Here is a 26,633-nt window from a genome sequence, read left to right as displayed (position 1 = left end):
CTGCGGGGTCTCAAGTTTCCCGCATCTTCCATAGGAGTCTTCGCACCTTCCATTCCAATTACTCTCGAACCAACTATTCTCTTTTCATACTCTAACATTTCCGAGCCTTTAATTTAAATATACGCTAGATGGAATAACCACTTCTGGCATTCCCGCTGCATAAGGTAAAACTTCATATTGACTAAAAATAAGTCTGATTCCTTTTTTATCAAAAGTCCATAGTGTGCTACGATCATTCAATACAATCTCACTAGCTTTCGAAATAAATAAACCATCTCCGTATTCTTCGGATAAAGTATTAAAAGCAGCATCTTTTACTGATGCCATCTTACCATTGATAGTTGATGATAATTTATATAATTTCCCTGTTTTTACATCAAAATTATAACTTTGACCTGTTGTCATTCCGTGTGCTCCACCTAAGTAAGTGTAAGTATAAAAAATAATACTTAATTGATTATTCTCGTTGTATTTCACCTTATAAGAATAATCGTATTCATAGCCCCACCAATCACCAAGGCTGTCATCCCACTCTGCTTTATCCTTTGCTTCTGTTGCCTTAAATTTAATATAAGCTTTCGCAGCATTTAAACCTTTCGTTTTTAAAAACTCATTAATTTTCTTACGAGCATTTTGATCTTTCACTTTACTAATTTGTGGATATGTAACTGGTTTGTTCTTAATTTTTACTTTCGTTACAGTTACAGGTTTCACTACTACTTGTGTATTACTACTCATTTTCTCTTTTGCACTCATAGGTAATGGCTTAACTAAAGCAAAAGTCAGTGCTGCTGCTAAAAAAGCACATAGGATTTTCTTCATTTTGTATTGGTCTCCTTTATTTTGGGTTAATTTTTTGTGGAAAGTACAAGAACATTTAGTAGTTATATATATTTGTATTATTTAAGGATTTTAAAGTAAGGGTTTTATAAAACCTGAGAATATTTGAAAATAAGTCGCATTAATAAACTAGGAAATAGATATATTTAAAAGAAACCTCTGATGTATTCTGCTGACCATCCCCCTCCTTCAACCGATTAATTTTCTTCTAAAATATTCCAAATAAACCACAATATGAATTATATTACATAATTGTTACAAAATAAATACAAATATTACAAAATGTAATATTTATTTTTTCCTACTTTTATATTGGAAATCACGTTTAAAATTGAAATGTTTCCCATGCCAGATTGTAAGCGCATACTCAAGGTTGTATACTATACTTATCTAGTAATCTATACAAGTATTCGGAGGAGAACATATGTTAAAACAAATTCAGTTTTTCTTAGCTTCATCCAAGTTAGCAACTCAAATGCCTGGATTTCGAACTAGCACACCTTGGAAACAACTTGCCGCTTTAATTGGATACCCCATTCTTTTCGTACTATCTTATGTTTACATGAGTTACCAAATGAATCACGTAGCCTCAGCTCGTGATGGCATTCTTTTAGGCATTAACAATTTCGTTGTAGTTTTATGTATGATTATCCTTCCGTTTATTCTGATTACAAACATAAAAGACATCCGCAATAAACTACCACTATTTAAAGAAAAGAATATCGGCAGAAAAGTTGCTGGGACTGCACTTACTGTGTTTCTTTTGTTTACGGTAATGGGTGTTTTGACTACTGCGATTAGTAAGATGTATTCTGAGGAATTTGTTGAGAAGATTAGTAAAAATAGTTGATATATTAAATCCCAGAATCAAACTATGATTCTGGGATATTTATTATTCTTCTTCTAAATTTTTTTTACCGTACCCTCAAGCATTTTATACTCCAAATTTTAAATCCCCTAAACTCTAACTATATTGGTAATTGCCAGGTTCTTACCTTCTACGCTTCTTTTTTATTGATATTTTTCTTTAAAACAGTCATAAAAATTTCCAACACTTTTCAACAATTCTTATATCAGGTTTAATTTCTTAAGAATGATATCACTATATTAATAGAGCAAAAATGATTTTATTACTAAAGAAGGATGGTATTTTTGTATGGAATACGAAAATGACTTAGTTAAACAATACGTCAATAATGTGCAGGTACAGAAAAGATTTATTATTAATAAATTTTTAGAGGAGGATGAAAATCTAATATTATTGAAATCATATCTTAATTATCCTGATTTTGAAAAACAAAAATTATTAGATACAGCCTTTAAAAGCTTTCTATTAAAATTTAGAAAAAAATGTTATTTTTCTAAATTAGTACGCTTAAAATCTATAGACTTTAGTAAACGCTATTATAAATTAAATAAGCGTTATCCTCTAACTTTAGATGCTCCCCTAAAATTTGTTGATACTTCATTAACTTCAAAAGAACTTCTAATTAGTGAAGATGTTGTTTCATTTCAAGTAGGCGATCCAATGGAAAATATCGAAAATGATGGATTGCAAAAAGCATTAAAAATTTTAACCTCAAAACAACGATTAGTCATTAGACTTATGTATTTTCATAACCTATCACAAACTGAAATAGCTTTAAAAATAGGCTCTACACCTCAAAATATTAATAAAATTCATAAAAATGCGTTAAACCAAATAAAAAAATATTATATTTCATCATTAAGCTAGAAGGGGATAACATGAATGAAAATAATAGCCAGAAGGAATTTCATGCCTTATTAAAGGAACTAGAGCCCTATATTTATAGAAATGTGAAAAAACTACCAATAGTTTACCAAGACGATTTAGAACAAGAAATAAAGATATTAATTTATGAAAAATATTTAGATATAGACAATATTATTGCTGAGCCACCAGGCTTTTTTGACTTTTTTAATGAAGAAGAGTAAATCTAAGTGTTCTATGGAGGAAAGTTTATGACGGAATTTATAAATATAATTAATAATTTTGGGTTTCCAATAGCAGTAACCGTTTATTTATTATATAGATTTGAAAAAAAAATAGAGTTCTTAACTAAATCAATAGACCAAATAAAAGAAGTAATTATCCAAAAATTATAAGGAGATATTGCATGGAGATAACTAGAAGTCTTTATAAAAAATTCCCAACAGTTTATCTAAATTATAATAATTTACAAGAGCTATACCATATTTTTTTAAAAATTTCTCCTGAAACTAGAGATTTAGTTAAAGATATTGATATCTTTGGAGAAGAAAGAATCATCCAGATATTTTCAAAATTACTTGGAGCAAAATGTAATTTTAATATGTATCAGGAATTAAAAATATCTAATTTAGATGGTATAATCTCAATTTTCTATTATACGCTAAAAGATAAAGAATTATATAATAAGCTAAAATTTATCAAAAGTAGAGGATACTTAAAATATAATCTATGTGTGTATAAAACTGAAGATAAAAGTGGAAAGATAGAATTTGAACAATCTCTTCAAATTGCATTTATAAAGTAAAATAATGGTTTTATCGAGTTTGATCCTTAACTTTTTATATTGGACCAAACTTTTTTTGTTAAGTTAAATTCCTTTCTTCCTACTATGTTACTACAAAATCTCTTCTCTAAATAATTCTTCAATGTTCATTATTACTTCATTATGAGTGTTTTTATTTGCACCAAGATCAAGAAACTCACGTACTTTCCCCCCGGCCGTTACCACATTAACTTTTGTTAAGTTTTTCTGTGTAGTTATTACTATTGTAGATACCAATTTACACCCTAATGAATATAAAAACTTTTCAATAACTATTACCTTACCATTATAGACATTAAAGTTGCCTATAACTTCAAAGTTTAGACTGTGAAATTTTTCAACTAATTTAAAATCATAATCTTCAAGCCCAATACTAGTAAATTCTTTCTCAAAACTTCTCATAAATACCTCCCATATTTTATTAATACTATTATTTTACTATGATTTTATAATTAAATTTTACTAAAATTTCGTCAAAAAAATGTCATTGAATTAATTCAATGACATTTCTTAATCCTTAAATAAATTGTGCAGTTTGTTTTGATGTATAGCTCCACATATTACCTGATGCAGAACCTGTAAAAGTCTTATAAACACTAGTTTTAATTCTTAAATATTTATATGTTCCACTTTTTAGCTTAGACATATTTGAGACATAATTTGCATTTTGCAATTCTTTTTTTACTTGACTTGCTACGGTTGCTGCTGTTAGTACTATTCCTGAAATTGCGCAAATAGCACCTGCATAGAATAGACCTATTATTGTCAAAACTATTCCAGTTGCTCCTGAACTAAGTGCAGAAACGATATCTTTATACCCTCCAGAATTTACTCTAATAAATTCGTTATTTAATTGTTTATATGTCTTGTCAATATTACTTATAGTTTCAACAAAAAACGTCTCTCCTGGTACTGGCATGCAATCCTCTCCTTAAATTTATTTAAACATAATCAACCGGTTGTAATGTTTATAGTAATATAAGTGAAACATTTACTAATAATTTAAACCTGATGATTAAAATTTTTAATAAAATCTTTTGTAATATATAATTTTTATCATTTACTACTTTTGTTGTTACTACTACTTACAATCGCACTTAAATGACTTATTTGAAAAGATAATTGAAGTACAAAAAAAAGACGAAACCTCTTTTAAAGGCTTCGTCATTCTCTTATTTATTTACTAATGTATAACTAGTTTTAATTGAAGTAGGTACTGTATAGTACTTAACAGTCGTACTTTTCTTGATATACAAACTATTACCTAATTTGTATCCATATTTGTCAGTACCATAAACACCATTTTCAGTGCCTTTTGCGATTGTTTTATAATAAACTAATTTACCAGATTTTAGCTTGTAGATTTTCGTTGTTGCCACAGCAACAGTTTTACCTGTCATACCTGGTTTGTATTCAATCTTACCCCACATTACTTTTGGTTGAAGATTTAATTTATAAGGCACTTGCTCATAGTCACCTTTGTAGTGTGAAACCTTTAAGAAGTAAGTTCCTTTTGCTAAATTGATATTTCCAAGTGAAACATTATTAGATTTACCAGTTTTTGTATAGAATGTTTTTACTACTTTGTTTTTACTATCTACTAAAACTGCTTTAAATGCAGTGTTTGGAGCTTGTGACATGTTTAATGTTACATTTGCTGTTGCTGGCATATTTAACTTGTACGTATCAACATCAGATTTCCAAGATAAAATCCCATTATAAGCACGTTTTAATGCGACTGGTGTTGCAGTAGTTGTTGTTTCGTTATTCTCTTTTTCTGTGTAATTATCAGCAACAAACTTCGCTTGTGTCATGTAATACTCGTTTGCGTCTTCATCTTCAGGATCATGTGTAACTACCACATAATAAGTTCCTGCGGCTACACCAACTGTAAAGATATCATCAACTTCATCAGTTTCATTCGGTTCAATCGTCCAATCTTCAACAACTTCATACTTAGAATTTACTAATAAGTAATTTAAAGCTACGTTTGGAGAATAGCTTCCACGGATTGTTAATTTACCAGTTGACGGAGTCGTAATTTTAAAAATATCATCCGTTTCAATATCAGTAAAACCAGTGTAATATTTATTTAGCGTCATTGGTGTTGCAGTAGTTGGATCATTATTTGATTCTTTTTCTAAATAGTTATCAGTCCAGTATAGAACTCGCATACTATACATATTTGAATTATTATCTACAGTTCCACTTTCAACTGACATTTTAATATAGTATGTTCCAGCAGGTAACCCCTCATAAAACGCATCAATTGATTCTTCACCCTCTGCTAAAGACCAGCTTTGCAGCGTTTCATCCTGTTCATTGTAAAGCTCTATTGAAGTAACAGCAGTTCTTAATACTGATGTTTGTACTTTAATTCCACCAGCTTTGCTTAATGTAAACTTATAAGTATCAACATCCTCAGCTGTTTCAAATGTTCCAGTACCGTAAGTCTCATATGGATATAGTTCATCTCCAGTTGATGAAAAACTAATATTTGTTGCAGTTTCCTTTGTCCCATTTTGTTCTACTTCTGTTGTTTCAGCAGATCCGACTGTAGCAAACCCACCAAAGGCAGACAAAGCAAGTGCAAAAGCAGTTACATAAGATAATAATTTCTTCACGTTGTACTCTCCCTTTGTTGATATTCTGAAATTTTTTCTTTCGGTACTATTTTAAGTTAAATTAAGATAATTTAATAGATTTAATTTTACCCATTATCGTCTACCATCTTATCATTTTAATGAACTCGTAAACATGTAAAAAGGCATTAAAACGGATCATTTAAATCATGTTTTTCTAGACCCATAATCCTAAACTAGTTAAAAAACAATTAAAATTTGATTATATATTACCGATATAAGTATGAGTCTAATTCTTTTTAACTAAGGACATGACAAAAATACCTGGAAGTGATGGTGGGAAAATTGAAAAAAACAAATTTGCTGATTGTTGCTACGATGAGCCTTGGTCTAACTTTAGCACCAGTTTCAACAAGTATATCAAAGCTAATCGGCCAATCAAACGTTGCAGAAGCTAAAAAACAAAAACCACTTACACAACAAGAATTTAACAAAAAAGTAGCAGAATTAGGTAGAACAATTAAAGAGTATAAGCAATATGTTAAAGAATGGAATGCTTATATTACTGAGTATCGCTCAGCAAATGCAGAAATGTTCGGAAGTCTATTTGAGGAAGAAACAATTGATCTAACTGAGGATGAATTAGTAACATTTTATCTAAAGCATATTTCAGATTTAACAGCTGATAATAGTGGTCTAGAAGATTACTTAGAATCTTATGAAATTGATGAACTTTCAACTTACATTGATGACGTAGCAAAAACAAACTCGAATACGAATAAAATAAATGCAAAAATAAATGAATATGAAAAAAAATACGTAGCTGAAGTGAAAGCGAAAAAATTTGACTCAGCTTTAAAAATTAGAAATGAACAAGTTAAATTATACTATAAACTTGTAAGTGAACTTAATAACGTAGCTGAAGCTGAAGAATATTTAAATGAGACACTTTATTATATTGTTGAGCAATATGATGGATATGAAGACGATGAATATACTGATGAAGATTCAGAAGATGTAATCGATGAAGATTACTATTATGATAATTATTCATATTAATTAAAAATAAACAAAGCCTGTTCTATGTTTAAGAACAGGCTTTGTTAAATAATAAACCTACAATTATTGAGTAATCACTTCAACCGTTGTGTTATAGGCAGAGTTTGAGAACACTTGAGTAGTATCTAAATACGTTGCAAATTCTATGATATAAATCCCAGGAGGCAATTTAGTCTCAGATTTTGAAACGATTTTCCCCGTTGTGTCTCTTTCTTCTTCTCCCCAATCAACTGTTTCACCATTTACATCATATATTTCAAAAGAATATTCTCCCTGTAAATTAGCATCTAGTGCATATGATTCTATTTTTACTGTAGACTCTTCAGTTAAAAGGAACGCATAATAATCAAAATCATCATTATTACTAATCGTAGCTTTAATGTGATTTTTCTTAAACTCTAGTAGATCAGAATCCTTCGGTAAATCATTTGGTTCTTCCTCTTCTATAGTCCCTTCACCACTTAATGGAACATAATACAAACGATTCACAGACAACAATGTATTCGGAGATGTTAATTTTATCTTCTTATAGTAATTGATTGGTATCGCAAGGTTCATATTCTGACCCTCAACTAAAGTGGCTACATTAATACCAATTACCTCACCGTACTTATTCACAAGTGCACCACCACTATTTCCACTACTAATTGGTGCAGTACTTTGAATATATGGTGTTGAATCGCCATCCAATTTCACAGATTTATTACTAATGATTCCCTCAGTAATTGTATTACTAATTCCTAAAGGACTACCTAAAGCAAAACTCTTTTCACCTGTCTTAATTGAACTTGAATCACCTAATGTAACTGCTTTTAAATTAGAAACGCCATTAATCTTCAATACAGCTAAATCTCGATCGGCATCAAACCCAATCACTTGGTTCGTTTTAAACTTTCTTCCATCACTTAATACAATTACGACGTAACTTGGTTCAACAATATTAGTAATAACATGGTGATTTGTTACAACAACACCATCGGATGTTGTAATGACACCACTACCTGTTTTTAATAACTTATCTTTCGCATCATATAGCTCAATATACACAATAGAAGGATTTACCTTTTGGAATACCGCTTGTGTAGTCATAGCTTTCTTAGATACAGTTACATTTGTCACTGCACTATATTTTGTATTAGGAAGATATGCAGTAACCTTTGCAGAACCTTCTTTCATCCCCTTAACAGTACCAGATTGATTCACCGTTATGATTGCACTCGAACTAGACTTCCATTTGACTTTAGAAAGCTTTGTCCCCGAAACAAAAAGACCAACTTTAACACTCTTACCAACTTCCAAACTATACTTCGTTTGTTTCATTGTTAATTTAATACCTGCTGCAGAAGCCTGTGGTGAAAAAACAGAAAAACTAAACAATAATGCACAAACACAAATCATTAACAGTTTTTTCATTTCTTTCCTCCTATGTAAGAGCACAGTAACCTTATGATATAAACAGAGATTCTTAGGATATTAGAATTTGATTATATGAGTTAAGGTTAAATTAACTCAGTGTAGGAAAATTTTACCATAAAAATACATGGTAAATATTAACAAATTACTAACGGTTTTTGGACCTGAATAGTAATAAATATTAAAAATTAACCATTTAAAAATTTTCTTATATAAGCAAATAATCATTAACATTATTCACTGAATAATAAAAGCCCTGTTGAGATTTCTCTCAACAGGGCTTAATAGCAATGTATTTTCTTAGAAAATACTAGTATTCAGAAATATTATTGTACAGCAACGCCAGTGAAGTTAATAGCGTTGTTGTTAAGATCTACTAAATCAATTGTGCTATGAGCTTTAACTTGAAGTCCACTTAATGAAGTTAGTGGAGTAGTAAGTTCGATTATTTCTTTATTACCTGAAATTGTTTCAGATACTTCACCTAAAGCAGTTGTACTAGTTCCTTGGAATACCTCCAAGTCAGTACCAGCATTAGCAAATTTGAAATATTCTTTTAACTATATATCGATTAAATTAATAATTTTTTTTAATTTAAAACCATAATCATTTATCCATTTTCCATAATAAAAAGGCTACCAAAGTAGCCTTCTTGTAGTCCAACTAACGCATACTTTAGTTGAACAAGACCTATATAATTAACTATATATCCCTATTTTTTAGAAGAGTAGATTGTATGATCTAATTTCGCAAGATATGTACCTGTATTAATACCAATCTTTCGGTTTAAACTTCATGAATAATATTAAGCCTATTATTACTAAAAGTGTAATTGGCCAATAAAATATACAAACCTCTATTAGATAACCCATGACTTCCTCCATCTTAATCTATATGCAGATTCCATTAAGTTTTTCATTCATGCTTCCAAAATCAATTCCGATTATTCAACTAACGCGCCAGTTAGTTGTACTTTATTATGTACTAGTCTTTTTTTTACTGGTTTGCAATTAAACTTGCTATATCTGATAGATATTGTTTAATATCACTATAATGTCACACCGTTCGATCGATTTTGTCCCCCGGATTGACTTGTACCGTATAGTCTTTCTTTAATTGCTCGTTAGATGAAAAGAGTTTTTCGGCAAATGCATTCCAATCATTGATCATAGACTCTTTAGCATGTTGACGAGCCCTCTTCGCTCTTTCGATTGGTTCTGGTCCTGGATCAACCTGTTTGTATTTGTTTGATAGATAATCGTTGAATGAGTCCAATAAAGCAAGGAACGTTTGACTAAATAGCGCACTTTTGACGTTCCCTAAGTCTTCAAATGCCTGCTGAAAAGCTAGCATCTTTTTGGTATCCGCTTTTTGTGTATCCGTTTGATTGATGCGAAGGTCGTCGATGGAAAGTTTCGGCATACCATTTCGCTCTCGCGCACTATTTTCGATCGACCAGCTACGTAGACTTTGCCATAGTGACTCACCCTCTAGCACACTCTTCTTTTTGATAGTAGCTGCTTCGTTCATTTTTTCACGTATAGTGTTCCGTAAAAAATCAGGCATTTCTTTATGTTCCAAGAATACGTTTAGTTTTGCTTTCGCAAAGCCCAAATAAGCAAGTACCTGATCAGCTGAGCCAACAATATAAATGCCTTTTCGCATGGTATCGAGCGCTTCGCTTAATGTATTAATTTCGTTAAATCCTAAGTCTTCAATTGAATTCGATGGAGTACTTTTTGACTTGATATTGTCTAATACAGTTTGATAGAAGGGATCCATGCCCGCCCCACCAGTTTCCAAGACCTTTTGCCACTCTTTTTGGTTTGTTTCGATGACATTTTGGAAAGAAGCAATCTGGTCTCGTATGCCTTGTGCTATTTTTGTTTTCAAGTCATTTTTGTCTACAACGATTTCTCCTGATTGTTTTTTCTTTTCTTCTTCAACATACGCCTCGATACTCCCGTTTAATGCTTCACAAACATAGCCATCCTCGTAAAGATTATCTGATTGTAAATTCAACAGATTCCCCATATATTCTGCCTTTGACTCCGAGATGGACGAAATTCGTTTCGTGAGTATTTGTTCTAATTTGTCTAGTCGTTTTGTTTGTTCGTCGCCTTCAAAATGACGCAGTATTTGATCGCGTAAATAGGCATGTTTTACGACCAAGTTTGTGGTGTCAACGGTTAAGTCATTCGTTGTGGTGTATTTTAGTAAGTAGGTTTCCATTCCTTTGATATCGTGTAGAACACTTTTTGTAACAGATTCTTCGATCGTTAGTTGGTCGATCGCTGGGGATGGTTGCACGTTTATTTCGCCGAATGGTTTACTTACGTTTTCGTTTTCGATAGTAATACTCGAGCGAATCCCAATTTGTGTGGTTATATTCATTTATGATCACCTCACATTAGGTATCGGATAATTTTGGAATAATTTAACAATTATTTGCAACCTTTGAATTATGTATATGAAGTTAAAACAAAAGAAGAGATGATATTAATTTATAATTCCTTGTTCAACTATACTGCCAGTTAGTTTAAGTGTATTTTTTCACAATTTCACTAATGGTCTGTGTGTTGCCTAAAATTTTGAACACACTTATCACAAACGACTAAAACATCGATCATTTTATTTTTCAAATCCATTTACATCTCTTGTAAATCTGATTTATCAATTGTTTTACTTAAGAACCAATATCATTATATGTTTTAACTATTTCTATCTTATTTCTTTTTGCATACTCTTCAATTGTTGATTGCTGATAACTCACACTTTGGCCTAAATGTGCTTCTTTGACTGTTATAGACTTTCTACAATAACTAATACCTATAACTGGCATATTCTAAAATCACACCTCTTTTATAAATTAATAAGTTACAATTCTTTAACTTAACTAGATTAGTAATAAGATTTATTTATAAATAAAACAAAATTAGTATTTCAAAGAAGCATTTAAATATGTATGCATGAAGTTGAAAATTTTTTTTATTATTTTAATCTTTATAAGTAAGCTCTTATAAAAGCCTATTTTATACCGCGTAACAATATTAATTTCTTATAAATTGATTTAGATACAAAAAAAGGGTCTACTCCAAGTGGAGTAGACCCTTTTGCTATTATTTTGAAACTACAACATCTTTAATTGTATTTCCATTAGCATCTTGAACATTTGAAGAAACAAATCCAACAGTGATTGTATCAGCTAAATCAAATGATGCAGAAGTTGTTGTTAATGTAACAGTACTTCCAGTGTAAGTGATCGCTACATCAGCTGTAGGAATTACTACACCATTTTTCTTAACTTCAATTCCAGAAAGTGTTAATCCAGCTTTAATAGCTTCAGAGAAACTTACTTCTAGAGTTTTGCTGCTTGTTAAAGTAACTTTTGTTGCAGCGATTTTAATGTTTTCTTTAAGTACAACTAATGAACCATTTTTAGCAGCTGTAGTTAAAAGATTTCCATTTTTATCTTTAATATCTTTAACTGCTACTGTTCTGCTTCCATCAACAGCAACAAATCCTTCTGGTAATTCAACACGTACAGTAGTTTTATCACCATAGAAGTAAATTTTAGATCCTGCAGGAACTGTAGCTCCATTGATTGTAAAGTTATTTGGATTTAATGCAGCATCAGTTACTTCTGCACTGAAAACAAACTGTAATACACCAGGTGAAACTTGAGTTGGAGTTGCATTTAACGTTTCAAGAACATTTGAAGTAGGAGATACTTCGAATGTTAATGTAGTTGCTCCAATATTATTTCCTTTTGTATCTTTAATTGCTTTTTCAGGAACTGATACTTTATATTTACCAGCAGCAAGTGCAGCTGAAGCATCAAGTACTAAATATTGGTTTTCACCAGCATCAGTAGTGTCTCCATCATTATTAGCATCATAAACATATGCAACACCATCTAAAGCTAGTGCAGCAGTAGGTTTTACAATACCGTCAGCAGTCGTGAAATCATAATCAACACTTGCAGCAATTGGAGTATCGCCAGCTACGATAGCTTCATCAAGTTTAACGATGATTTTATCACTTTTAATTGTTGTTGAAGTTACTTTAGGAGCAACTTTATCTAAAGTAAGAGTTAAAGTTTTCTTTAATTCTTTACTAGTATTACCACTAGCATCAGCTGAACCAGCAGCAACAGTTAATTCTTTTGTAACAAAAGTATTAGAACCTGTGATTAGTGCACTTGCATCAATTACAAATTCTTTTCCAGCTCCATCAACTGAAGCTGCTTTTAATACAGTACCAACAGTAGTTACACCATCTTTTAATACTGCTTGATCAACTGACTCGCTGAAAGTTACACGAACATTTGATCCTTCAGCAACAACAGAAGTTACTTCTGGAGCAACATTATCAGAACCTACAGTTACTGTTAATACTGTGTCAGGTAAGAAGTTACCAGCTAAATCTTTAGCACCAACGATAGCAATATTATGAGTACCTGTTGCTAATCCGCTAAATGCTAATTTAACTGCTCCTTTTAATGCGTCAACTGAATCTTCAGTTACTGTAAAGTCAGCACCAGCAGTTTTTGCTACGCCATCTAAAGAAACTGTAGCTGAAGCAAGGTTTACTGGCTCAGAGAATTTAACAGATGCTACTGGAGCACTGAATGAAACTGAAGCAGCAGGAACTACTTTATCTTCTAAATATAAAGGTGCTTGGTATTTTGGAACTGCAACACCTTTAGCATCTTTAACGTTTTCAACTTTGAATTCAACATATTTGTTTAAGTCTGCAACAAATCCAGCAGCAAAAGTTAAAGTTACTGATTTTTTATCTTCGTTTAAAGTTACACGAGATGGGTTAGCAGAACCAAGTGTATAGTTTGTTACAACTTCTGCACCACCAGTTGCTAAACCAGCTTGAAGTTCTTTATTAAATGTAACAACTAATTGTTTAGCGTTAATTGCAGTTACACTAGCAACTTTTGGAGTAGCTAATTCTTCAATTTTAGCTAAAGCGTCAGCTTTCATTTTGTCAGCAGCAGCTTTGAATTCAGTTTTCTTAGCTTCTGTTTTAACTTTAGCGATTAAAGCAAGTGCTTGAGCATAAGCTTGCTCTACTTGTTCTTTAGTAGTTTCAGCAGTTACTGGAGTTGAAGAAGCTAATTTAATGAAAGCTTCTACAGCAGCGATTGCTTTCGCTTCGTTTTCAGCAGCAACGATTACTGTTTGGTAGTATTTGTTGATAGCAGCAGATTTCTTAGCTACTTTAGCAGTTAAAGAAGCTTTTACTTTAGCGTCTTTTTTGCCTAATTTAGCGATTGCAGTTAAAGCAACCTTTTTAACTTTAGCAGAGTTTTGTACGTCCGCTTTAGTTTTTACTGATAATTTGTAGTAAGCGTCAACTGCTTTCGTTGCAGCTTGAACTGGTGTTACAGCTTTTGTTGCAGCAGCTACAGGAGCTACAGCAGATGCTACCATTGCAGCTGTTAAAGCTGTAGTAACGATTTTTTTGTTTTTGTTAAATGCCATTCTAGTGTTCCTCCCTGTGATCTTATGTAGTATTTTACTAGAATAAAAGATGCATTCTCCTACTCTAGGTATTAACTCAATTGTAGGTCAATATCTCTATCCCCTACTGCCAAATTTACAAATTATGTAAGATTTTGACATAATTTACTAAATGGTTAACAACGCTAGTATACAACAATTAATTCGAAATTTGTACAAAAAATTTTAAATATTAGTAATAATTTTACATTACAAACTTTTCAGTTTTGTTACAAACACTTTGCTGTACACTTAATACATCGTCATTAATAGTCATATTTGTAGTCTTTTTTTAAACTTTTTTATTAAATTCTAAAAGATAAGTCCATTCTCCTACTTTTGTCGAAAAATATTTGTGAAATCAGTTCCCTTTTTCACTATTTTCACCGAATTCAAATTTTTTCTAGTTCGAGAAGAGCAGAACTTATGTTACATTAATAGAATAGAAACGATATAGATTACCATCTTAGGAGGGAACATCCTTGATCCAATCATTGCAAAAAATAATTGGCAATCGAAAATTAAAAGAATATGAAAAATTAGTTTCTGATATAAATGCACTTGAATCATTCTATGAAGATCAAACTGATGAAGCTTTACGTGAACTTACTTATACATGGAAACAAAAAATTACTAATAATGAAGCAACGATTCATGATTTGAAAGTTGAAGCATTTGCTTTAGTACGTGAAGCTTCAAAACGAGTACTTGGCATGCGTCACTATGATGTACAGTTAATCGGTGGACTTTCATTATTAGATGGAAACATTTCTGAAATGCCGACTGGTGAAGGAAAAACATTAGTTTCTTCATTACCAGCGTATACTCGTGCACTTGAAGGAAAAGGCGTTCACATTATTACTGTAAATGAATATTTAGCTCGTCGTGATTCTGAGCAAATTGGCCAAATTCATGAATTTTTAGGACTAACTGTTGGATTAAATATTCCAGACCTTTCAATAGAAGAAAAAAAATCTGCATATAACGCTGATATTACATATGGTATCGGTACCGAATTTGGATTTGACTATTTACGTGACAATATGGTGAGTTCACCTGAGGAACAAGTACAACGCCCGTTCAATTATGCAATCATTGATGAAATTGATTCCGTATTAATAGATGAAGCAAAAACACCATTAATTATTGCTGGTAAAAAATCAGCACAATCACATTTATATTTACTATGTGCCAGATTTATTCGTACTTTTAAAAAAGATACGGATTATTTATATGATGAAGAGTCAAAAGCAATTGCTTTAACAGAGGATGGAATATCAAAAGTAGAAAGAGCTTTCTCAATTGATAACTTATATGACTTAGAACATATGACTCTTTTCCATTATGTTCATAATGCTTTACGTGCTGAAGTATTGTTTGAACGTGATGTTGACTATATTGTTCGTGATGGAGAAATTCAATTAATTGATTTATTCACTGGACGAATTATGGAAGGTCGTTCACTAAGCAATGGATTACATCAAGCGATCGAAGCAAAGGAAGGATTAGAATCAACTGAAGAAAACCATACTGTTGCTTCTGTAACAATTCAAAATTACTTCCGTATGTATCCGATCCTTTCTGGTATGACAGGAACTGGTAAAACAGAAGCGAAAGAATTTTTACAAGTTTATAATATGGAAGTTATTCAAATTCCAACAAATCGCCCGGTTATTCGTATCGATCATGAAGATGCGATTTTTGCGAAAACAGAGCAAAAGCTGAAAGCTGTTATTACAGATGTGAAAACACGTCATGCAAAAGGACAACCAATATTAATTGGGACAACATCTATTCGCCAATCTGAAATTGTTGCTGAGTTATTAGAAAAGGAAAGTATCTCATTCCAATTACTAAATGCTAAGCACGTTGAAAAAGAAGCAGAGATGATTGCACTGGCTGGTCAAAAAGGAATGATTACCATTTCTACAAATATGGCTGGTCGTGGTACTGACATTTCACTTGGTGAAGGTGTAGCAGAGCTAGGCGGATTACATGTTATTGGGACAGAGCGTCATGAAAGTGAACGTATTGATCTTCAATTAAAAGGCCGTGCTGGTCGTCAAGGCGATCCTGGTTCATCACAATTCTACTTATCATTAGAGGATGAATTATTTGTCCGTTACAATCATGAAAAACTAGAAAAATATGTGAAACAAGTAAAAGTAGATGAAAATGGAAAAGTACTAAATTCTACGATTCAAGAGTTTGTTTCTACAACACAACGTTTATGTGAAGGAAATCAATACTCTATTCGTGAATGGCAGCTTAAATTAGATGGCGTTGCAAATGAACATCGTCGTGTTATGTACGAATTCCGTAACAATCTACTAATTAACGATATCGATTTAGAATGGTTAACAAAGCAAGTAGACCAAACAATTGAAAAGTCACTGAAGATCTACTATCCAGAAAATAGTGTTATGGAAGAATGGGATCAATTGGAAGGTAAAACTGCTCTTGAACAACTAATTCCACCACTTCGTATTGATACTGAGCATTTAGAAGATGAACAAGATGCTTGGCAAGTTGTTAGCGAAGCGCTTGCTGTTTATAAAGACCTTCTAAATAATCTTGATGAAGAATCAAAAGAAGCTGTTGTGAGTTTAATGAAATATTCAGCATTAGAGATTGTTGATCAATATTGGACTGAGCATTTAGACCATTTACAAAATCTAATAGAAGGAATTCATTTAAGACAATATCAACAAGAGGATCCAATTCGTCTATATGAGTTCGATGGTTTCAAATTATTTGAAACAACTTTTTATCATATTCAACGAGAAATTTCTGTAAATCTTGCTTCAACTTTTCAAGATTTAAGTAACCCAGCTATTGAGGAGGAAGAAGAACATGTTTTCATCGATTAAGCGTTTATTACAAAAAGGTAAAGACTCAACTGTTTCTTCGAATGATTTATTACACGATTCTTCTAATGCTCTGCCTGAACAAACTGAACATGAAGCAGTGGAAGAAATTTTTCCTAAAATCTCATTTCATCCATTAATGTATATTGAGGATGAAACTCGCTATGTTTATCAATTTTTAAATAATGAATTGCCGCCATTACAACCTAACCAATTGTCATTGTCAGCCATTGATATTGAAGTTGATGAAGAAGGTGCAATGGTAACGGCATTCATTCGAAATAGCTTGGCAAAATCTATTCTATTACAAGATGTTAACTTATTGCTTTTAAGCGAAGAAAGAGAGCTATTAGCTAGAAAAGAATTTAGCTTAGAAGAGCTTGGGGAATTACCTGCTTCTAGTAGTCGTCCTTGGCGTTTCTACTTTGAGCGTGAAACACTATTAAAAGAAGAACTTCCTAAATCAGGATTCCAATTAGCATTTGATTTAACAAAAAATGAGCATAAGTTAGACCTAGAACCAACTTGGGAAGCACAACTATCAGATGTGCAAAAAGAGGAATTAACGAAACTTGTTGCTTCATTACCTAAGCTTGGTGAAAACGAACTTAGTTTGCATTCAATTTCTGCTAGTTTAAAAGAGGATGGAAACTTAGCTGCAACATTATTAATTCGAAATGGATCAAAACAAGCAGTAAATCTTGAAGTATTACCATTAGAATTATTTGATGAGAACTTTGAAATCATCGCACGCGGTTCATTTACACTTGCCCCTCTTACTATTTTGCCGAATACAAGCAAGCCATGGACGTTTATCTTCCCTGCTAGCTTAGTTGAAAAGCAAGAATTTACTAAATGGAGTGTAAGAATTCCAAACCAACAAATGATATAAAGTATAAGCTAGAGAACAGTATACTTGTTCTCTAGCTTTTTTTTGTCTCATAATAATTGTCTACTAGCTCTTTTATTAATAGCAACTTTTCTTCTTCTGACTTCAATTCGCATTCCACTTTTTGATGAATATATATTCCAATTAATTTTGCTGCTTTACTCATCTGCTGATCAAATGTTTAATAAGAAATTGGAAGAATAACATCTTCTCCATTTCGAAATCTTATTTTCGTTTGCTTTTTCGTCGGTCGATATTGATCAATTTGAATAAAGTTTAACCATTTACAGGAAGACTGATTTGGTGATGTTGTAGGAATCATTAGAATAGATAATGTGGGATTAACCATGAGAGGAATTTTTTTCATTGTTGGATACTTATTTTTCACTATCTCTAAATGACCTTTTACTGAGTAATGATACGTAAGTGCTGATTCATTAATAAGTGATTTTGCTGTTCGTTTTGAATAAATGATTCCTTTGTTTTTATCTGTAATTTTCGTTAAATATTCTGGGTGGTCTGCAGGTTCAAGTAACATTGTTTCATATGAAATAACGTAATCTAACTTTGACATTTTTACCTCCCTTTAATTGTATTTCCTTACTTAAAATTATATCAAAATCATGTCATTTAATTTATGACAGTTCTCTTGACCAAAGAAAATCCTTCTAGGGAAGAAAACAATTTCTTTCAAAAAATCACTTCATTTATCAATTTTTCTCAAATAATTCCACTCAAACATTAAGTTTCATCCTCAAAATATAAACTTACATATTATTTCTATTTGATTTTTAAAGTTTACTCAGATGAGGTATACAATTTTATTTTATATAGTTACATCACCGCGGAATAACAATTGGCGCGCCTAAAAAGGGCGAAAAAATGAAAACTCTAAAACAAACGAATTCAGGAAGAATCAAGCCTAAATCATTTGAGGACTGCTTGATTCAATACTCACCTATGGTTAAATCACTCATCAAAACACTTAGGATCTATAAAAACTACGAGGATTATTATCAAGTTGGCTTAGTTGCTTTGTGGCACGCATATGAACATTTTGAGGAGAAAAAAGGCAGTTTTTCTAATCATGCTTATACAACTGTTCGTGGCCATTTATTAAACGAAATGACAAAACAAAGTAAGTATGATCAACGTTTTGTTGTAGTAGATTCGTACCAGGAAGAAGTACATTATTTTGACGAAGCATTCCTATTTGAGCAATTTATGAGCCACTTAGACGGCGTTTCTCCACTACAAAAACAAATATTAGTAGATCGCTTTTATTTGAGTAAATCGTTTAGTGAGATTGCAATTAGATGTAATATGCCAGAAGCTAGCGTTCGATCAAGTTATCTTTATGCTTTAAAAAGATTAAGGAAACAAAAAACACAGGGTTAAGTTAGCATAAAAAAAAGAGTAATCATATGATTACTCTTTTACTTACGCAACAGAAATGATTAAAGACATTTCTCCGGCACCTTCGAAATTCATTGTTAATTCGATTGGTGTTTTAATATTATGTAGCGTTGTATTTCCTTCCCAAACAGTTGGTGGTGTGATATCCATCTCAACTCCTTGCTCTGATGCAAACGTACTTAAATTACCAGCAATCATATTACCTAACTCACCCGTAAATGAGATCAATATTTCATTTTCTACTGGCATTCCGAACATGGCTAGTGCTAGTTGGCTAAATGTATTCGTTGGTCCCTTTAAAATCGTTTGCCCCTTACAATCTCCAGTCATTCCAACAAGTACACCTAAATGCGCTTCTACAACATTTCCATTAAGCTTTTTCGGTTCGCCTATTGTAAACGCTAATGGGATAACAGTTTTAATTGATTGAACTGCACTATTTAACAATTTGGTAATGATCATTGAATCGCTCATAATTGTCTCCTTTATATAAAACTTTTATCCTATTTTTAACCCCATATATCTTCTAAGTATTATATCGGCAGCTTTTCAGGAATTTTAAAAATTTCAAAAATTAAATATGATGCTTCTTACCTACTACTTAAAACCATTAAATTCACTATATATTACTAGATTTCCTTTATTCGAGTATCTTTTTACTAGATGTCGAAAAGATTTTTTGTGAAAATTTCAAATTTTATTACGTAATTAACAAATTTCCCTTTATTTATCACATGAAAATAATATTATTGAAATTATTTTAATTTATTGTGTAGTTACAAATTCCTACAATCTGTGAATGTAATTCAGTATATAATTTCTACTAGAACTAAGAATATATTAAAAAGTCAAGAAATTATCCCCCAGAAAAAGGCAAACCACTTGAAAAATTGGGACGCAAAACCACTGATCTTCTGTTCAAACATGATATAAACGATCTAATATTATATATATTTTACTGAACAAAGATGGCAGGGTTACCTGGGTATCATATACCTTAATTTTGGGAGGTTTAATTCAATGCAAGTAGAGTTAAAGGAATATCATATTGAATCAAGCTGGACGGATTTATTATTAGAATGTATTGAAGCAGGAATTACACCTGAAGAAGTTCGCACATTTCTTTACAATTGCATTAAGGATTCATGTCAAAACTAGGTGATCTACTCTCTACTATGATATACTTTTTGTAATAGTCAAAAGATATGGAGTAGAAATATGATCGGAGAACGCATAAAAAAACTACGTTTACAACATGGAATGTCTTTAACTGAGCTTGCAGAACGCGCAGGCATCGCAAAATCTTACATCAGTTCAATTGAACGAGGCTTACAAAGTAACCCTTCAATTCAAGTGCTAGAGAAAATAGCTGGTGTCTTTAACACGACGGCCGAAAACCTTTTAAAAGAAGATGATATTTCACCAACAAAGACGATTGATTCTGAATGGATGAATATCCTTCAAGAAGCAATTAATTCTGGTATTCCAAAAGAAGAATTAATGAAGTTTATAGAGTTTAATAAGTATAAACAAGGTAAATAATCCATCAAATTTAGATATAGAACTTATATCTAGTTTGATGGATTTTTGTTGTTATTAAAAAGCAAATCTATTAAATAGATCTTTTATCCTAGCAAATTCCACTAACCCCCCTTTCAAAAGCACCACATATTCCATATGATGATTTGTACGCAAAATTAACTATCTGGAGATGATAAAAGATTTGAAAAAGATAACTAGATTTCTCTTAAGTGCGATTATATTACTTGCTATCTATATTCCTCTTTATTCTACTACCGCTAACCCTTCAGCTTATAAACTAACAAATTTCAAAATGGACCAATTAAAACAAGATGAAATTAAGGTAATTATTACATTTAAGAAAAAAACATCTATTCGTAAAATTAGTTCATTAAAAAATGAAAAAGTGAACTCTTTAAAAGATTCATCTGTCGTAACAGCTTCACTTTCTAAAAATCAAATTGAGACTTTGGCAAAAAATGATCAAGTTGCATCTATTGAAAAGGATCAAAAAGTTCAAATTTCAGTAGTTTCTTCTATAGATATGAAAAGTGTACAAGCTATGGCTCAATCTCGTGACTGGGGTATTGATAAAGTAAAAGCACCTTCTGCTTGGAGTTCTTGCTTGACAGGTAAAGGGGTGAAAGTTGCTGTGATTGATACAGGAGTGGGTCCTCATGAAGATGTTATTGTTTCAGGTGGAATATCCTTTGTACCTTATACAACTTCTTATGCAGATGATAACGGCCATGGCACACATGTAGCTGGTATGATCAGTGCAGAGAATAATAGTCTTGGCGTTGTCGGTGTAGCGCCTGATACAAGCATTTATGCAGTAAAGGTATTAGATAATACAGGAAGTGGTTATGTTTCTGATATTATTAAAGGTCTTGATTGGGCGATTACGAATAAAATGGACATCGTCAATATGAGCTTAGGATTTTATTATGATTCACCTGCACTTGAAGCTGCTATTAACAATGCAGTTGGTAAAGGAATCCTAGTAGTTGCAGCTGCTGGAAATAGTGGAAACTATACTGGTTTTCCTTTCACTGTTTCATATCCGGCCGAATATGAAAATGTAATTGCAGTTGCAGCAATGGATCGTTATTATTTACGTGCTGATTTCTCAAGCACTGGACCAGAAGTAGATGTTGCTGCACCTGGGGTGGATGTTTACAGTACTTATCTTAATAATAGCTATACAACACTTAGTGGGACTTCTATGGCATCACCATATATTGTTGGAGAACTAAGTCTTTTAAAACAAAAATATCCAACTGATACTGTACAAGCAATTCGCAACCGTTTAACAAATTTAGCCTTCGATTTAGGCAATTCAGGTGTGGATGCTTTCTATGGATATGGTTTACCTATCTATGGTAATGATGGTTCAGTAACGCTGCCTTTAAAAACGAAGTTAACTGTTACGAAAAGTAGTGAAATCATTAAACCGAAAGATATTATTTCATTTACAATAAAAGTAACTGACCAATCTAATAAACCAGTTAGCAATGCTTCGATTTATTTCAACTCACAAGCTCCTTCTACTGGAATGATGAGTATTGTAACATCTACGACAAACCGTCAAGGACTGGCTACTATTACCCTACAAAGTTATACTGGATATCAAACTTCTGAAATAGGTAATTATTTGGTCCTCATTAAAGCATATAAAGAAGGAGTAGTTGGTAGCTTTGGAAGTAAAAGTTTTACTGTGACACAATAAAAAAATGCAATGGCTAATTGCCATTGCATTTTTGATTTTATATTAGTTATAAATAGATCCAGTTACCCAATCACCATTTTCATTTTGCCATTGAATTAATACAACCCCACCAAGTACTGGTGTATTAAAGTAACTTACACCCATAGCCGCACTACCTTCTTTAGATTTAGTTTCACTTACACCATCAGCGTTTGTGAAAGTTAATTTCCATTTGTAAACGACGTCAAATTCATTTGTATTTTCAACTTTATAAGTTCTGTTGCCATCGATAATTCCAAGATCAATAACTTTTAACTTTTGTACATCAACTTTAATTGGTGTTTCTTTATCTAAACGACTAATTACTTTATCGAAGTTTAAGATTGCACTATCTTCAACATCTTGACCAGCTACTGCGAATGCCGCAACTGCATTAGCTTTTAAAGTTTCAATCGTGTTATTTAATGCAGTATTTGCTCCATTAACTTGTGAAGTTAAAAATGCATTTACTTCTGTTGTAGCTGTATTTTGCTCAGCATTAATTAATGCTTGTAAATCTGCTTTTACTTTATTGATTTTTGCAATTAAGTCAGAAGTTGCTTGGCTCTTCTTTAATAAAGACTCTTCAGTTACTTTTTCAACTCCTGCAGCTTGTGCCGATGTAATTGCTGTAGTTAATTGACCAGTTAACTCAGCTACTTTTTGACTAAATGAAGATTGAGTTGCAGCATTTTGTAGCGCTACGAATGCATCAAACTTTGCACCAAGAGTTGATGAATATGAGTTAAATGCACTTTGTAAGCTAGCTACATGCTCATCAAGCTTAGCTTGAATTGCAGCTTGAGTTGCGTTTGATTCAGTTTGAGCTGCTGTATTTACTTCACTTACAGCTGTATTTTTCTTTGTGTTCGTTTCATTTTGAAGCGTGTTTAATGCGTTTGCTTTTGATAAACCTAATGCAAGTCCAACTGCGTTTTGAGCTGCTTGAATTCTAGCATCTGCCCATACTCCAAATTGTGTTCCTGCATTACTGTTTGCAAATGCTACTCCAGTAGAGCTTAATAATGTTGCTGCTGCAAGACCAACTGCGATTTTCCCTTTTAATGATAGTGCGTTTTTCATAAATAATCTCTCCCTAAAATTTATATTTTTTATTTTTGTTCTCTATTAAGAATGGCATTATATGGATTTTACACAAAATACCAATTACTACTTAATTGTTTGGAATTCCATTTACAATTGCTTGTAAATCTGCTTCTGCTTGCGTAACGATTGGATCGCCAGTTTGATTAATCACATTAATCGCATTTGTTTTTAATGTGTTAATTAAAGCGTTTAGCGTATTCGTTGCTTCTGTTAGTTGAGCAGCTAAAAATGCGTTTACTTCACCTTGGGCGATATTTTGTTCATACGTAATAATTGCTTGAAGATCTGCTTTTACTTGATTAATTTTTGAAATTAAATCAGTAGTTGCTTGGCTTTTCTTTAACAGTGCCTCCTCAGTAATTTTATTTACGCCAGCATTTTGCGCTGTTGAGATTGCACTTGTTAATTGAGTTGTTAAATCAGCTATTTTTTGAGTAAATGATGACTGAGTTGCAGCATTTTGTTGTGATACGAATGTATCGAATTTAGAACCAAGAGTTGATGAATATGAGTTGAAAGCAGTTTGCAAACTAGCTACATGCTCATCAAGTTTAGCTTGAATTGCAGCTTGAGTTGCGTTTGATTCAGTTTGAGCTGCTGTATTCACTTCAGTTACTGCACTCGTTTTCTTTGCATTAGTTTCATTTTGAAGTGTAGTAAGTGCACTTGCTTTCGATAATCCTAATGCTGTTGTAATCGTTGTTTGTGCTGCTTGGATACGTGCATCTGCCCAAATACCAAATTGTGTACCTGCGTTACTACTTGCAAATGCAACTCCTGTAGAACCTAATAATGTAGCTGATGCTAAGCCTACTGCAATTTTCCCTTTTAATGTAAGTACTTTTTTCATTGCGAACTCTCCTTATTTATGTATTTTATATATTAGTACCGTTCTTTATAACGAACGACGAAACATATCAGTGTTCACTTTTTTCGATATTTTGAATGATGATTTCTAATACCAATGCTTTATCAAATAAATATTTTTTCACATGACTGTCTTGTGATTGGTCAGCCATACTTTTCAATTGATTAATTGTTTTCTTCGTCTTTTCTATTTCTTCGTTTACTAATAAATGAGCGTCTTCATATGAAGGAAAATCAACTTTATGAGTATTATCACTTGGAACTAATTGTGGATCTTCATAAATTGTATTTAATTCATTATGAATTTTACCAGTTACTTCCTCAACAGCTAAGTCAAAATCTCCAGTTACTTTTTGTTTTTTCACTTTATATGAATTATCTAATCTTGATTCAAGAGATGAAAGTTCTTTCTGAATATCAGATATTACTTCTTTTTGAATTTTAGATTGAGAGTTTTCAATTTCTTTTAAAGTGTTTACGTTTAAACCAGTTACTTGCTTAATGATTGCTTCTTGTTCTTTATTTAAAGCTTTCTCTTGTTCAACATTTAGTTTACTTTTGACTAGATTAATTTTTCTATCAGCCCATTGAGTAAACAGTGTTTTTACATCTGTGTTAGCATACACACTTCCCATACTTATTGCCATGGCAAGTCCAATGAATACACAAGCAAAAGCTCTTTTATAATTTAGTAGCCTCTTCATATTCCCACCTCTTAATCAATATTATTGGAGTACCAATGGTCTAGGAATACTATGGAATGGTAGTAATGAATAAACAACATATCCTTTAATGAAGTTAACTGAGATTGGTCCAACACTTGGGTCTCTACTATCTAGGCTTTCTCCCGGTGTACGATTATCCCCCATAACAAATACTGAACCATCAGGTATAGTCTGCTCTGCCAAATCAGTGGATTTGCCTAATGCTATTACTTCCGGTATTGGCTCATTATTCACATATACAATACCTTCTTGAATTTTCACTACATCACCAGCTACACCAATAATTCGTTTTACAATATCAATTCCTTGATCCGGTTGACTTATAATAGCAATATCTCCAAGCTTTGGCTCTTTATATAGTTTTGCTATTTTATTTACCAATATCAATCCACCATCTTGAAAAGTAGGATTCATTGAATTGCCACTTACTTTCGTTAATCCAATTACATTATGGAAGATAAAAAACACAAATATTAATATAATAATATATTTAATCCAGCTTACTAGTTTACTAGTAAATTTTTCAGTACTTTTATTTAATTGAACACTACTCATATTAATCTGGCTCATATGGTTCTCCTATTTGTTTAATTTTATTGATTGTCTTTATTTGAATACTCTATGGCGTGTTCTTCTTAATTTTTTGGTTTATCCTTCGAATGATCATCTTGTTCTTTTGAATCGTCAATGGATTGTTCATTCTCATTTTTTGAATCATTTAACTGATCATCTGATTTTTTATTATCATTGTCTTTTTTTATTTCTTTCAATTTGAGCTTCGGTAGATTGTTCAATTTCTTCTTTTACCTTATTTTTATCTTCACTATTCTTTTTGATCATTTCTTCTTCTAGCTCTTTCCTTTTTTGCTCAATCGCCAGTTGAATTTCTGCACTCTTTCGTTCTGAATAAAGAACGATTTCCGAAGCAGAAGTTTCAATATCAGTTCGAATTTGTTCTATTAACTTCGCTTTCTCCACTTCAGTTTTTACGATAGCTGCCTCGGTAATCTTGTTTTTTTCTTCTGTTATTTTTGTTTGGTACCAGTTAGATAGTAAAGTAGATACATCAGCTTCACCAAAAGCAATACTTGTGGATGATACTACAATTGCACCAGCTGCTATCATACTAACAATAATTTTAGTTTTCTTTGATTGTTTTTTATATTTTTTCTTCCGGGTAATCATTTAGTATTTACCCCTTTCATCACATTCTGTTCTTTATAATGAACAACCTCACAAGCTTCATTATATAGAACGAATTTCCTAATTACAACACCTTTATTCCAAATAAAATAAAACAAATATCGACTTTTTCGAATCATTCTTTGTTGAAAATTGATAAAAAAAGAGACCGTCCTAGGCTAATTGTACAAGATTTAACCTCTCTTAATATAGGCGAAAGTCCTCATATAATTGGCTTTGTATGGGACCTAAAAAAATAAAGTTCCTTCATCATAGGTCCACACCTGCAATCGTTTTTTTATATCCTACTGAATGCATATTGAATCAATTTCCCCACATTTTCTAAGAAT

28 protein-coding genes and 1 riboswitch are annotated in these 26,633 nt (G+C 31.9%); of the genes, 12 read left to right on the top strand and 16 right to left on the bottom strand.

Going from position 1 to position 26,633, the window contains the following annotated elements; translation table 11 throughout:
- Positions 1-108 precede the first annotated feature (108 nt).
- Positions 109-822 (bottom strand): DUF3298 and DUF4163 domain-containing protein, encoded by a 714-nt coding sequence (locus ABID96_RS01390; protein ID WP_192603482.1) that lies wholly within the window; start codon positions 820-822, stop codon positions 109-111.
- A 442-nt stretch (positions 823-1,264) separates the two neighbouring features.
- Here ABID96_RS01390 and ABID96_RS01385 point away from each other — a divergent pair, with 442 nt between their 5' ends.
- The 5 genes from ABID96_RS01385 to ABID96_RS01365 all read left to right on the top strand — a co-directional run bounded on the left by ABID96_RS01385 (position 1,265) and on the right by ABID96_RS01365 (position 3,377).
- The gene (locus ABID96_RS01385) at positions 1,265-1,690 is read left to right on the top strand and encodes a hypothetical protein (RefSeq protein ID WP_192603483.1); all 426 of its coding nucleotides are present in this window, start codon (positions 1,265-1,267) and stop codon (positions 1,688-1,690) included.
- Positions 1,691-1,996: 306 nt separating this feature from the next.
- A complete protein-coding gene (locus ABID96_RS01380) occupies positions 1,997-2,575 on the top strand; it encodes a sigma-70 family RNA polymerase sigma factor (RefSeq protein ID WP_192603484.1) in 579 nt (192 codons plus the stop codon).
- Positions 2,576-2,586: 11 nt separating this feature from the next.
- On the top strand, positions 2,587-2,796 hold the full coding sequence (locus ABID96_RS01375; RefSeq protein ID WP_192603485.1) for a hypothetical protein: 210 nt from the start codon (positions 2,587-2,589) through the stop codon (positions 2,794-2,796).
- Between the two features lie 27 nt (positions 2,797-2,823).
- On the top strand, positions 2,824-2,967 hold the full coding sequence (locus ABID96_RS01370; protein ID WP_192603486.1) for a YvrJ family protein: 144 nt from the start codon (positions 2,824-2,826) through the stop codon (positions 2,965-2,967).
- An 11-nt stretch (positions 2,968-2,978) separates the two neighbouring features.
- Positions 2,979-3,377: a hypothetical protein gene (locus ABID96_RS01365; RefSeq protein WP_192603487.1), complete on the top strand. Its 399-nt coding sequence runs from the start codon at positions 2,979-2,981 to the stop codon at positions 3,375-3,377.
- A 90-nt stretch (positions 3,378-3,467) separates the two neighbouring features.
- Here the strand turns inward: ABID96_RS01365 and ABID96_RS01360 are convergent, their stop codons facing one another.
- From ABID96_RS01360 to ABID96_RS01350, 3 genes are all read right to left on the bottom strand, one after another.
- Positions 3,468-3,797 (bottom strand): hypothetical protein, encoded by a 330-nt coding sequence (locus tag ABID96_RS01360; RefSeq protein WP_192603488.1) that lies wholly within the window; start codon positions 3,795-3,797, stop codon positions 3,468-3,470.
- Positions 3,798-3,912: 115 nt separating this feature from the next.
- Positions 3,913-4,314, bottom strand: coding sequence for a hypothetical protein (locus ABID96_RS01355; protein WP_192603489.1), 402 nt, complete (start codon positions 4,312-4,314; stop codon positions 3,913-3,915).
- A gap of 253 nt (positions 4,315-4,567) precedes the next feature.
- The gene (locus ABID96_RS01350) at positions 4,568-6,019 is read right to left on the bottom strand and encodes a hypothetical protein (protein ID WP_192603490.1); all 1,452 of its coding nucleotides are present in this window, start codon (positions 6,017-6,019) and stop codon (positions 4,568-4,570) included.
- 303 nt (positions 6,020-6,322) lie between these two features.
- Between ABID96_RS01350 and ABID96_RS01345 the strand changes: the two genes are divergently transcribed.
- Positions 6,323-7,036, top strand: coding sequence for a hypothetical protein (locus ABID96_RS01345; protein WP_192603491.1), 714 nt, complete (start codon positions 6,323-6,325; stop codon positions 7,034-7,036).
- Between the two features lie 63 nt (positions 7,037-7,099).
- Here ABID96_RS01345 and ABID96_RS01340 read toward each other — a convergent pair whose 3' ends face one another.
- From ABID96_RS01340 to ABID96_RS01325, 4 genes are all read right to left on the bottom strand, one after another.
- Entirely contained in the window at positions 7,100-8,449 is a 1,350-nt protein-coding gene (locus ABID96_RS01340; RefSeq protein ID WP_192603492.1) for a S1C family serine protease, read from the bottom strand.
- Between the two features lie 326 nt (positions 8,450-8,775).
- Positions 8,776-8,970 carry a hypothetical protein gene (locus ABID96_RS01335; RefSeq protein WP_192603493.1) on the bottom strand — a complete coding sequence of 65 codons (195 nt, stop codon included), beginning with the start codon at positions 8,968-8,970 and terminating at the stop codon, positions 8,776-8,778.
- A 535-nt stretch (positions 8,971-9,505) separates the two neighbouring features.
- The gene (locus ABID96_RS01330; protein WP_192603494.1) at positions 9,506-10,843 is read right to left on the bottom strand and encodes a hypothetical protein; all 1,338 of its coding nucleotides are present in this window, start codon (positions 10,841-10,843) and stop codon (positions 9,506-9,508) included.
- A gap of 725 nt (positions 10,844-11,568) precedes the next feature.
- Positions 11,569-13,944: an Ig-like domain-containing protein gene (locus ABID96_RS01325; protein WP_192603496.1), complete on the bottom strand. Its 2,376-nt coding sequence runs from the start codon at positions 13,942-13,944 to the stop codon at positions 11,569-11,571.
- A 500-nt stretch (positions 13,945-14,444) separates the two neighbouring features.
- Here ABID96_RS01325 and secA2 point away from each other — a divergent pair, with 500 nt between their 5' ends.
- Together secA2 and ABID96_RS01315 are read left to right on the top strand one after the other, a co-directional pair.
- On the top strand, positions 14,445-16,832 hold the full coding sequence (secA2, locus tag ABID96_RS01320) for an accessory Sec system translocase SecA2 (protein ID WP_192603497.1): 2,388 nt from the start codon (positions 14,445-14,447) through the stop codon (positions 16,830-16,832).
- On the top strand, positions 16,816-17,721 hold the full coding sequence (locus tag ABID96_RS01315) for an accessory Sec system S-layer assembly protein (protein ID WP_192603498.1): 906 nt from the start codon (positions 16,816-16,818) through the stop codon (positions 17,719-17,721). The genes secA2 and ABID96_RS01315 overlap by 17 nt, the downstream gene beginning before the upstream one ends.
- 178 nt (positions 17,722-17,899) lie before the next feature.
- Here the strand turns inward: ABID96_RS01315 and ABID96_RS01310 are convergent, their stop codons facing one another.
- Complete coding sequence (locus tag ABID96_RS01310; RefSeq protein WP_192603499.1) at positions 17,900-18,292, bottom strand: competence protein ComK; 393 nt, start codon at positions 18,290-18,292, stop codon at positions 17,900-17,902.
- A gap of 308 nt (positions 18,293-18,600) precedes the next feature.
- Here ABID96_RS01310 and ABID96_RS01305 point away from each other — a divergent pair, with 308 nt between their 5' ends.
- The gene (locus tag ABID96_RS01305) at positions 18,601-19,116 is read left to right on the top strand and encodes a sigma-70 family RNA polymerase sigma factor (RefSeq protein ID WP_192603500.1); all 516 of its coding nucleotides are present in this window, start codon (positions 18,601-18,603) and stop codon (positions 19,114-19,116) included.
- A gap of 42 nt (positions 19,117-19,158) precedes the next feature.
- Here the strand turns inward: ABID96_RS01305 and ABID96_RS01300 are convergent, their stop codons facing one another.
- Positions 19,159-19,608 (bottom strand): chemotaxis protein CheX, encoded by a 450-nt coding sequence (locus ABID96_RS01300; protein ID WP_192603501.1) that lies wholly within the window; start codon positions 19,606-19,608, stop codon positions 19,159-19,161.
- 388 nt (positions 19,609-19,996) lie between these two features.
- A riboswitch (cyclic di-GMP riboswitch) is annotated at positions 19,997-20,119 on the top strand.
- A 35-nt stretch (positions 20,120-20,154) separates the two neighbouring features.
- Between ABID96_RS01300 and ABID96_RS01295 the strand changes: the two genes are divergently transcribed.
- The 3 genes from ABID96_RS01295 (at position 20,155) to ABID96_RS01285 (ending at position 22,384) form a co-directional block, all read left to right on the top strand.
- A complete protein-coding gene (locus ABID96_RS01295) occupies positions 20,155-20,292 on the top strand; it encodes a hypothetical protein (protein ID WP_158093288.1) in 138 nt (45 codons plus the stop codon).
- A gap of 60 nt (positions 20,293-20,352) precedes the next feature.
- Positions 20,353-20,676: a helix-turn-helix domain-containing protein gene (locus ABID96_RS01290; RefSeq protein ID WP_192603502.1), complete on the top strand. Its 324-nt coding sequence runs from the start codon at positions 20,353-20,355 to the stop codon at positions 20,674-20,676.
- 181 nt (positions 20,677-20,857) lie between these two features.
- Positions 20,858-22,384 carry a S8 family serine peptidase gene (locus ABID96_RS01285; protein WP_192603503.1) on the top strand — a complete coding sequence of 509 codons (1,527 nt, stop codon included), beginning with the start codon at positions 20,858-20,860 and terminating at the stop codon, positions 22,382-22,384.
- Between the two features lie 42 nt (positions 22,385-22,426).
- On the opposite strand, the gene ABID96_RS01280 is transcribed toward ABID96_RS01285, so the two are convergent.
- From ABID96_RS01280 to ABID96_RS01255, 6 genes are all read right to left on the bottom strand, one after another.
- Entirely contained in the window at positions 22,427-23,485 is a 1,059-nt protein-coding gene (locus ABID96_RS01280) for a hypothetical protein (RefSeq protein WP_192603504.1), read from the bottom strand.
- 91 nt (positions 23,486-23,576) lie between these two features.
- Entirely contained in the window at positions 23,577-24,359 is a 783-nt protein-coding gene (locus ABID96_RS01275) for a hypothetical protein (protein ID WP_192603505.1), read from the bottom strand.
- 67 nt (positions 24,360-24,426) lie between these two features.
- Positions 24,427-25,080, bottom strand: a complete 654-nt coding sequence (locus tag ABID96_RS01270; RefSeq protein ID WP_192603506.1) for a hypothetical protein — start codon at positions 25,078-25,080, stop codon at positions 24,427-24,429.
- 21 nt (positions 25,081-25,101) lie between these two features.
- Positions 25,102-25,671 (bottom strand): signal peptidase I, encoded by a 570-nt coding sequence (lepB, locus tag ABID96_RS01265; protein WP_192603507.1) that lies wholly within the window; start codon positions 25,669-25,671, stop codon positions 25,102-25,104.
- Between the two features lie 65 nt (positions 25,672-25,736).
- Positions 25,737-25,871 carry a hypothetical protein gene (locus ABID96_RS01260; RefSeq protein WP_377896545.1) on the bottom strand — a complete coding sequence of 45 codons (135 nt, stop codon included), beginning with the start codon at positions 25,869-25,871 and terminating at the stop codon, positions 25,737-25,739.
- Positions 25,846-26,286 (bottom strand): hypothetical protein, encoded by a 441-nt coding sequence (locus tag ABID96_RS01255; RefSeq protein ID WP_377896544.1) that lies wholly within the window; start codon positions 26,284-26,286, stop codon positions 25,846-25,848. Before ABID96_RS01255 ends, ABID96_RS01260 begins: the two co-directional genes overlap by 26 nt.
- Positions 26,287-26,633 lie beyond the last annotated feature (347 nt).

Source organism: Gottfriedia sp. OAE603 (assembly GCF_040543965.1).
In the GTDB taxonomy this organism is placed as follows: Bacteria; Bacillota; Bacilli; order Bacillales; family Bacillaceae_G; genus Gottfriedia; species Gottfriedia solisilvae.
This window is presented reverse-complemented; position numbering and strand designations above follow the sequence as displayed.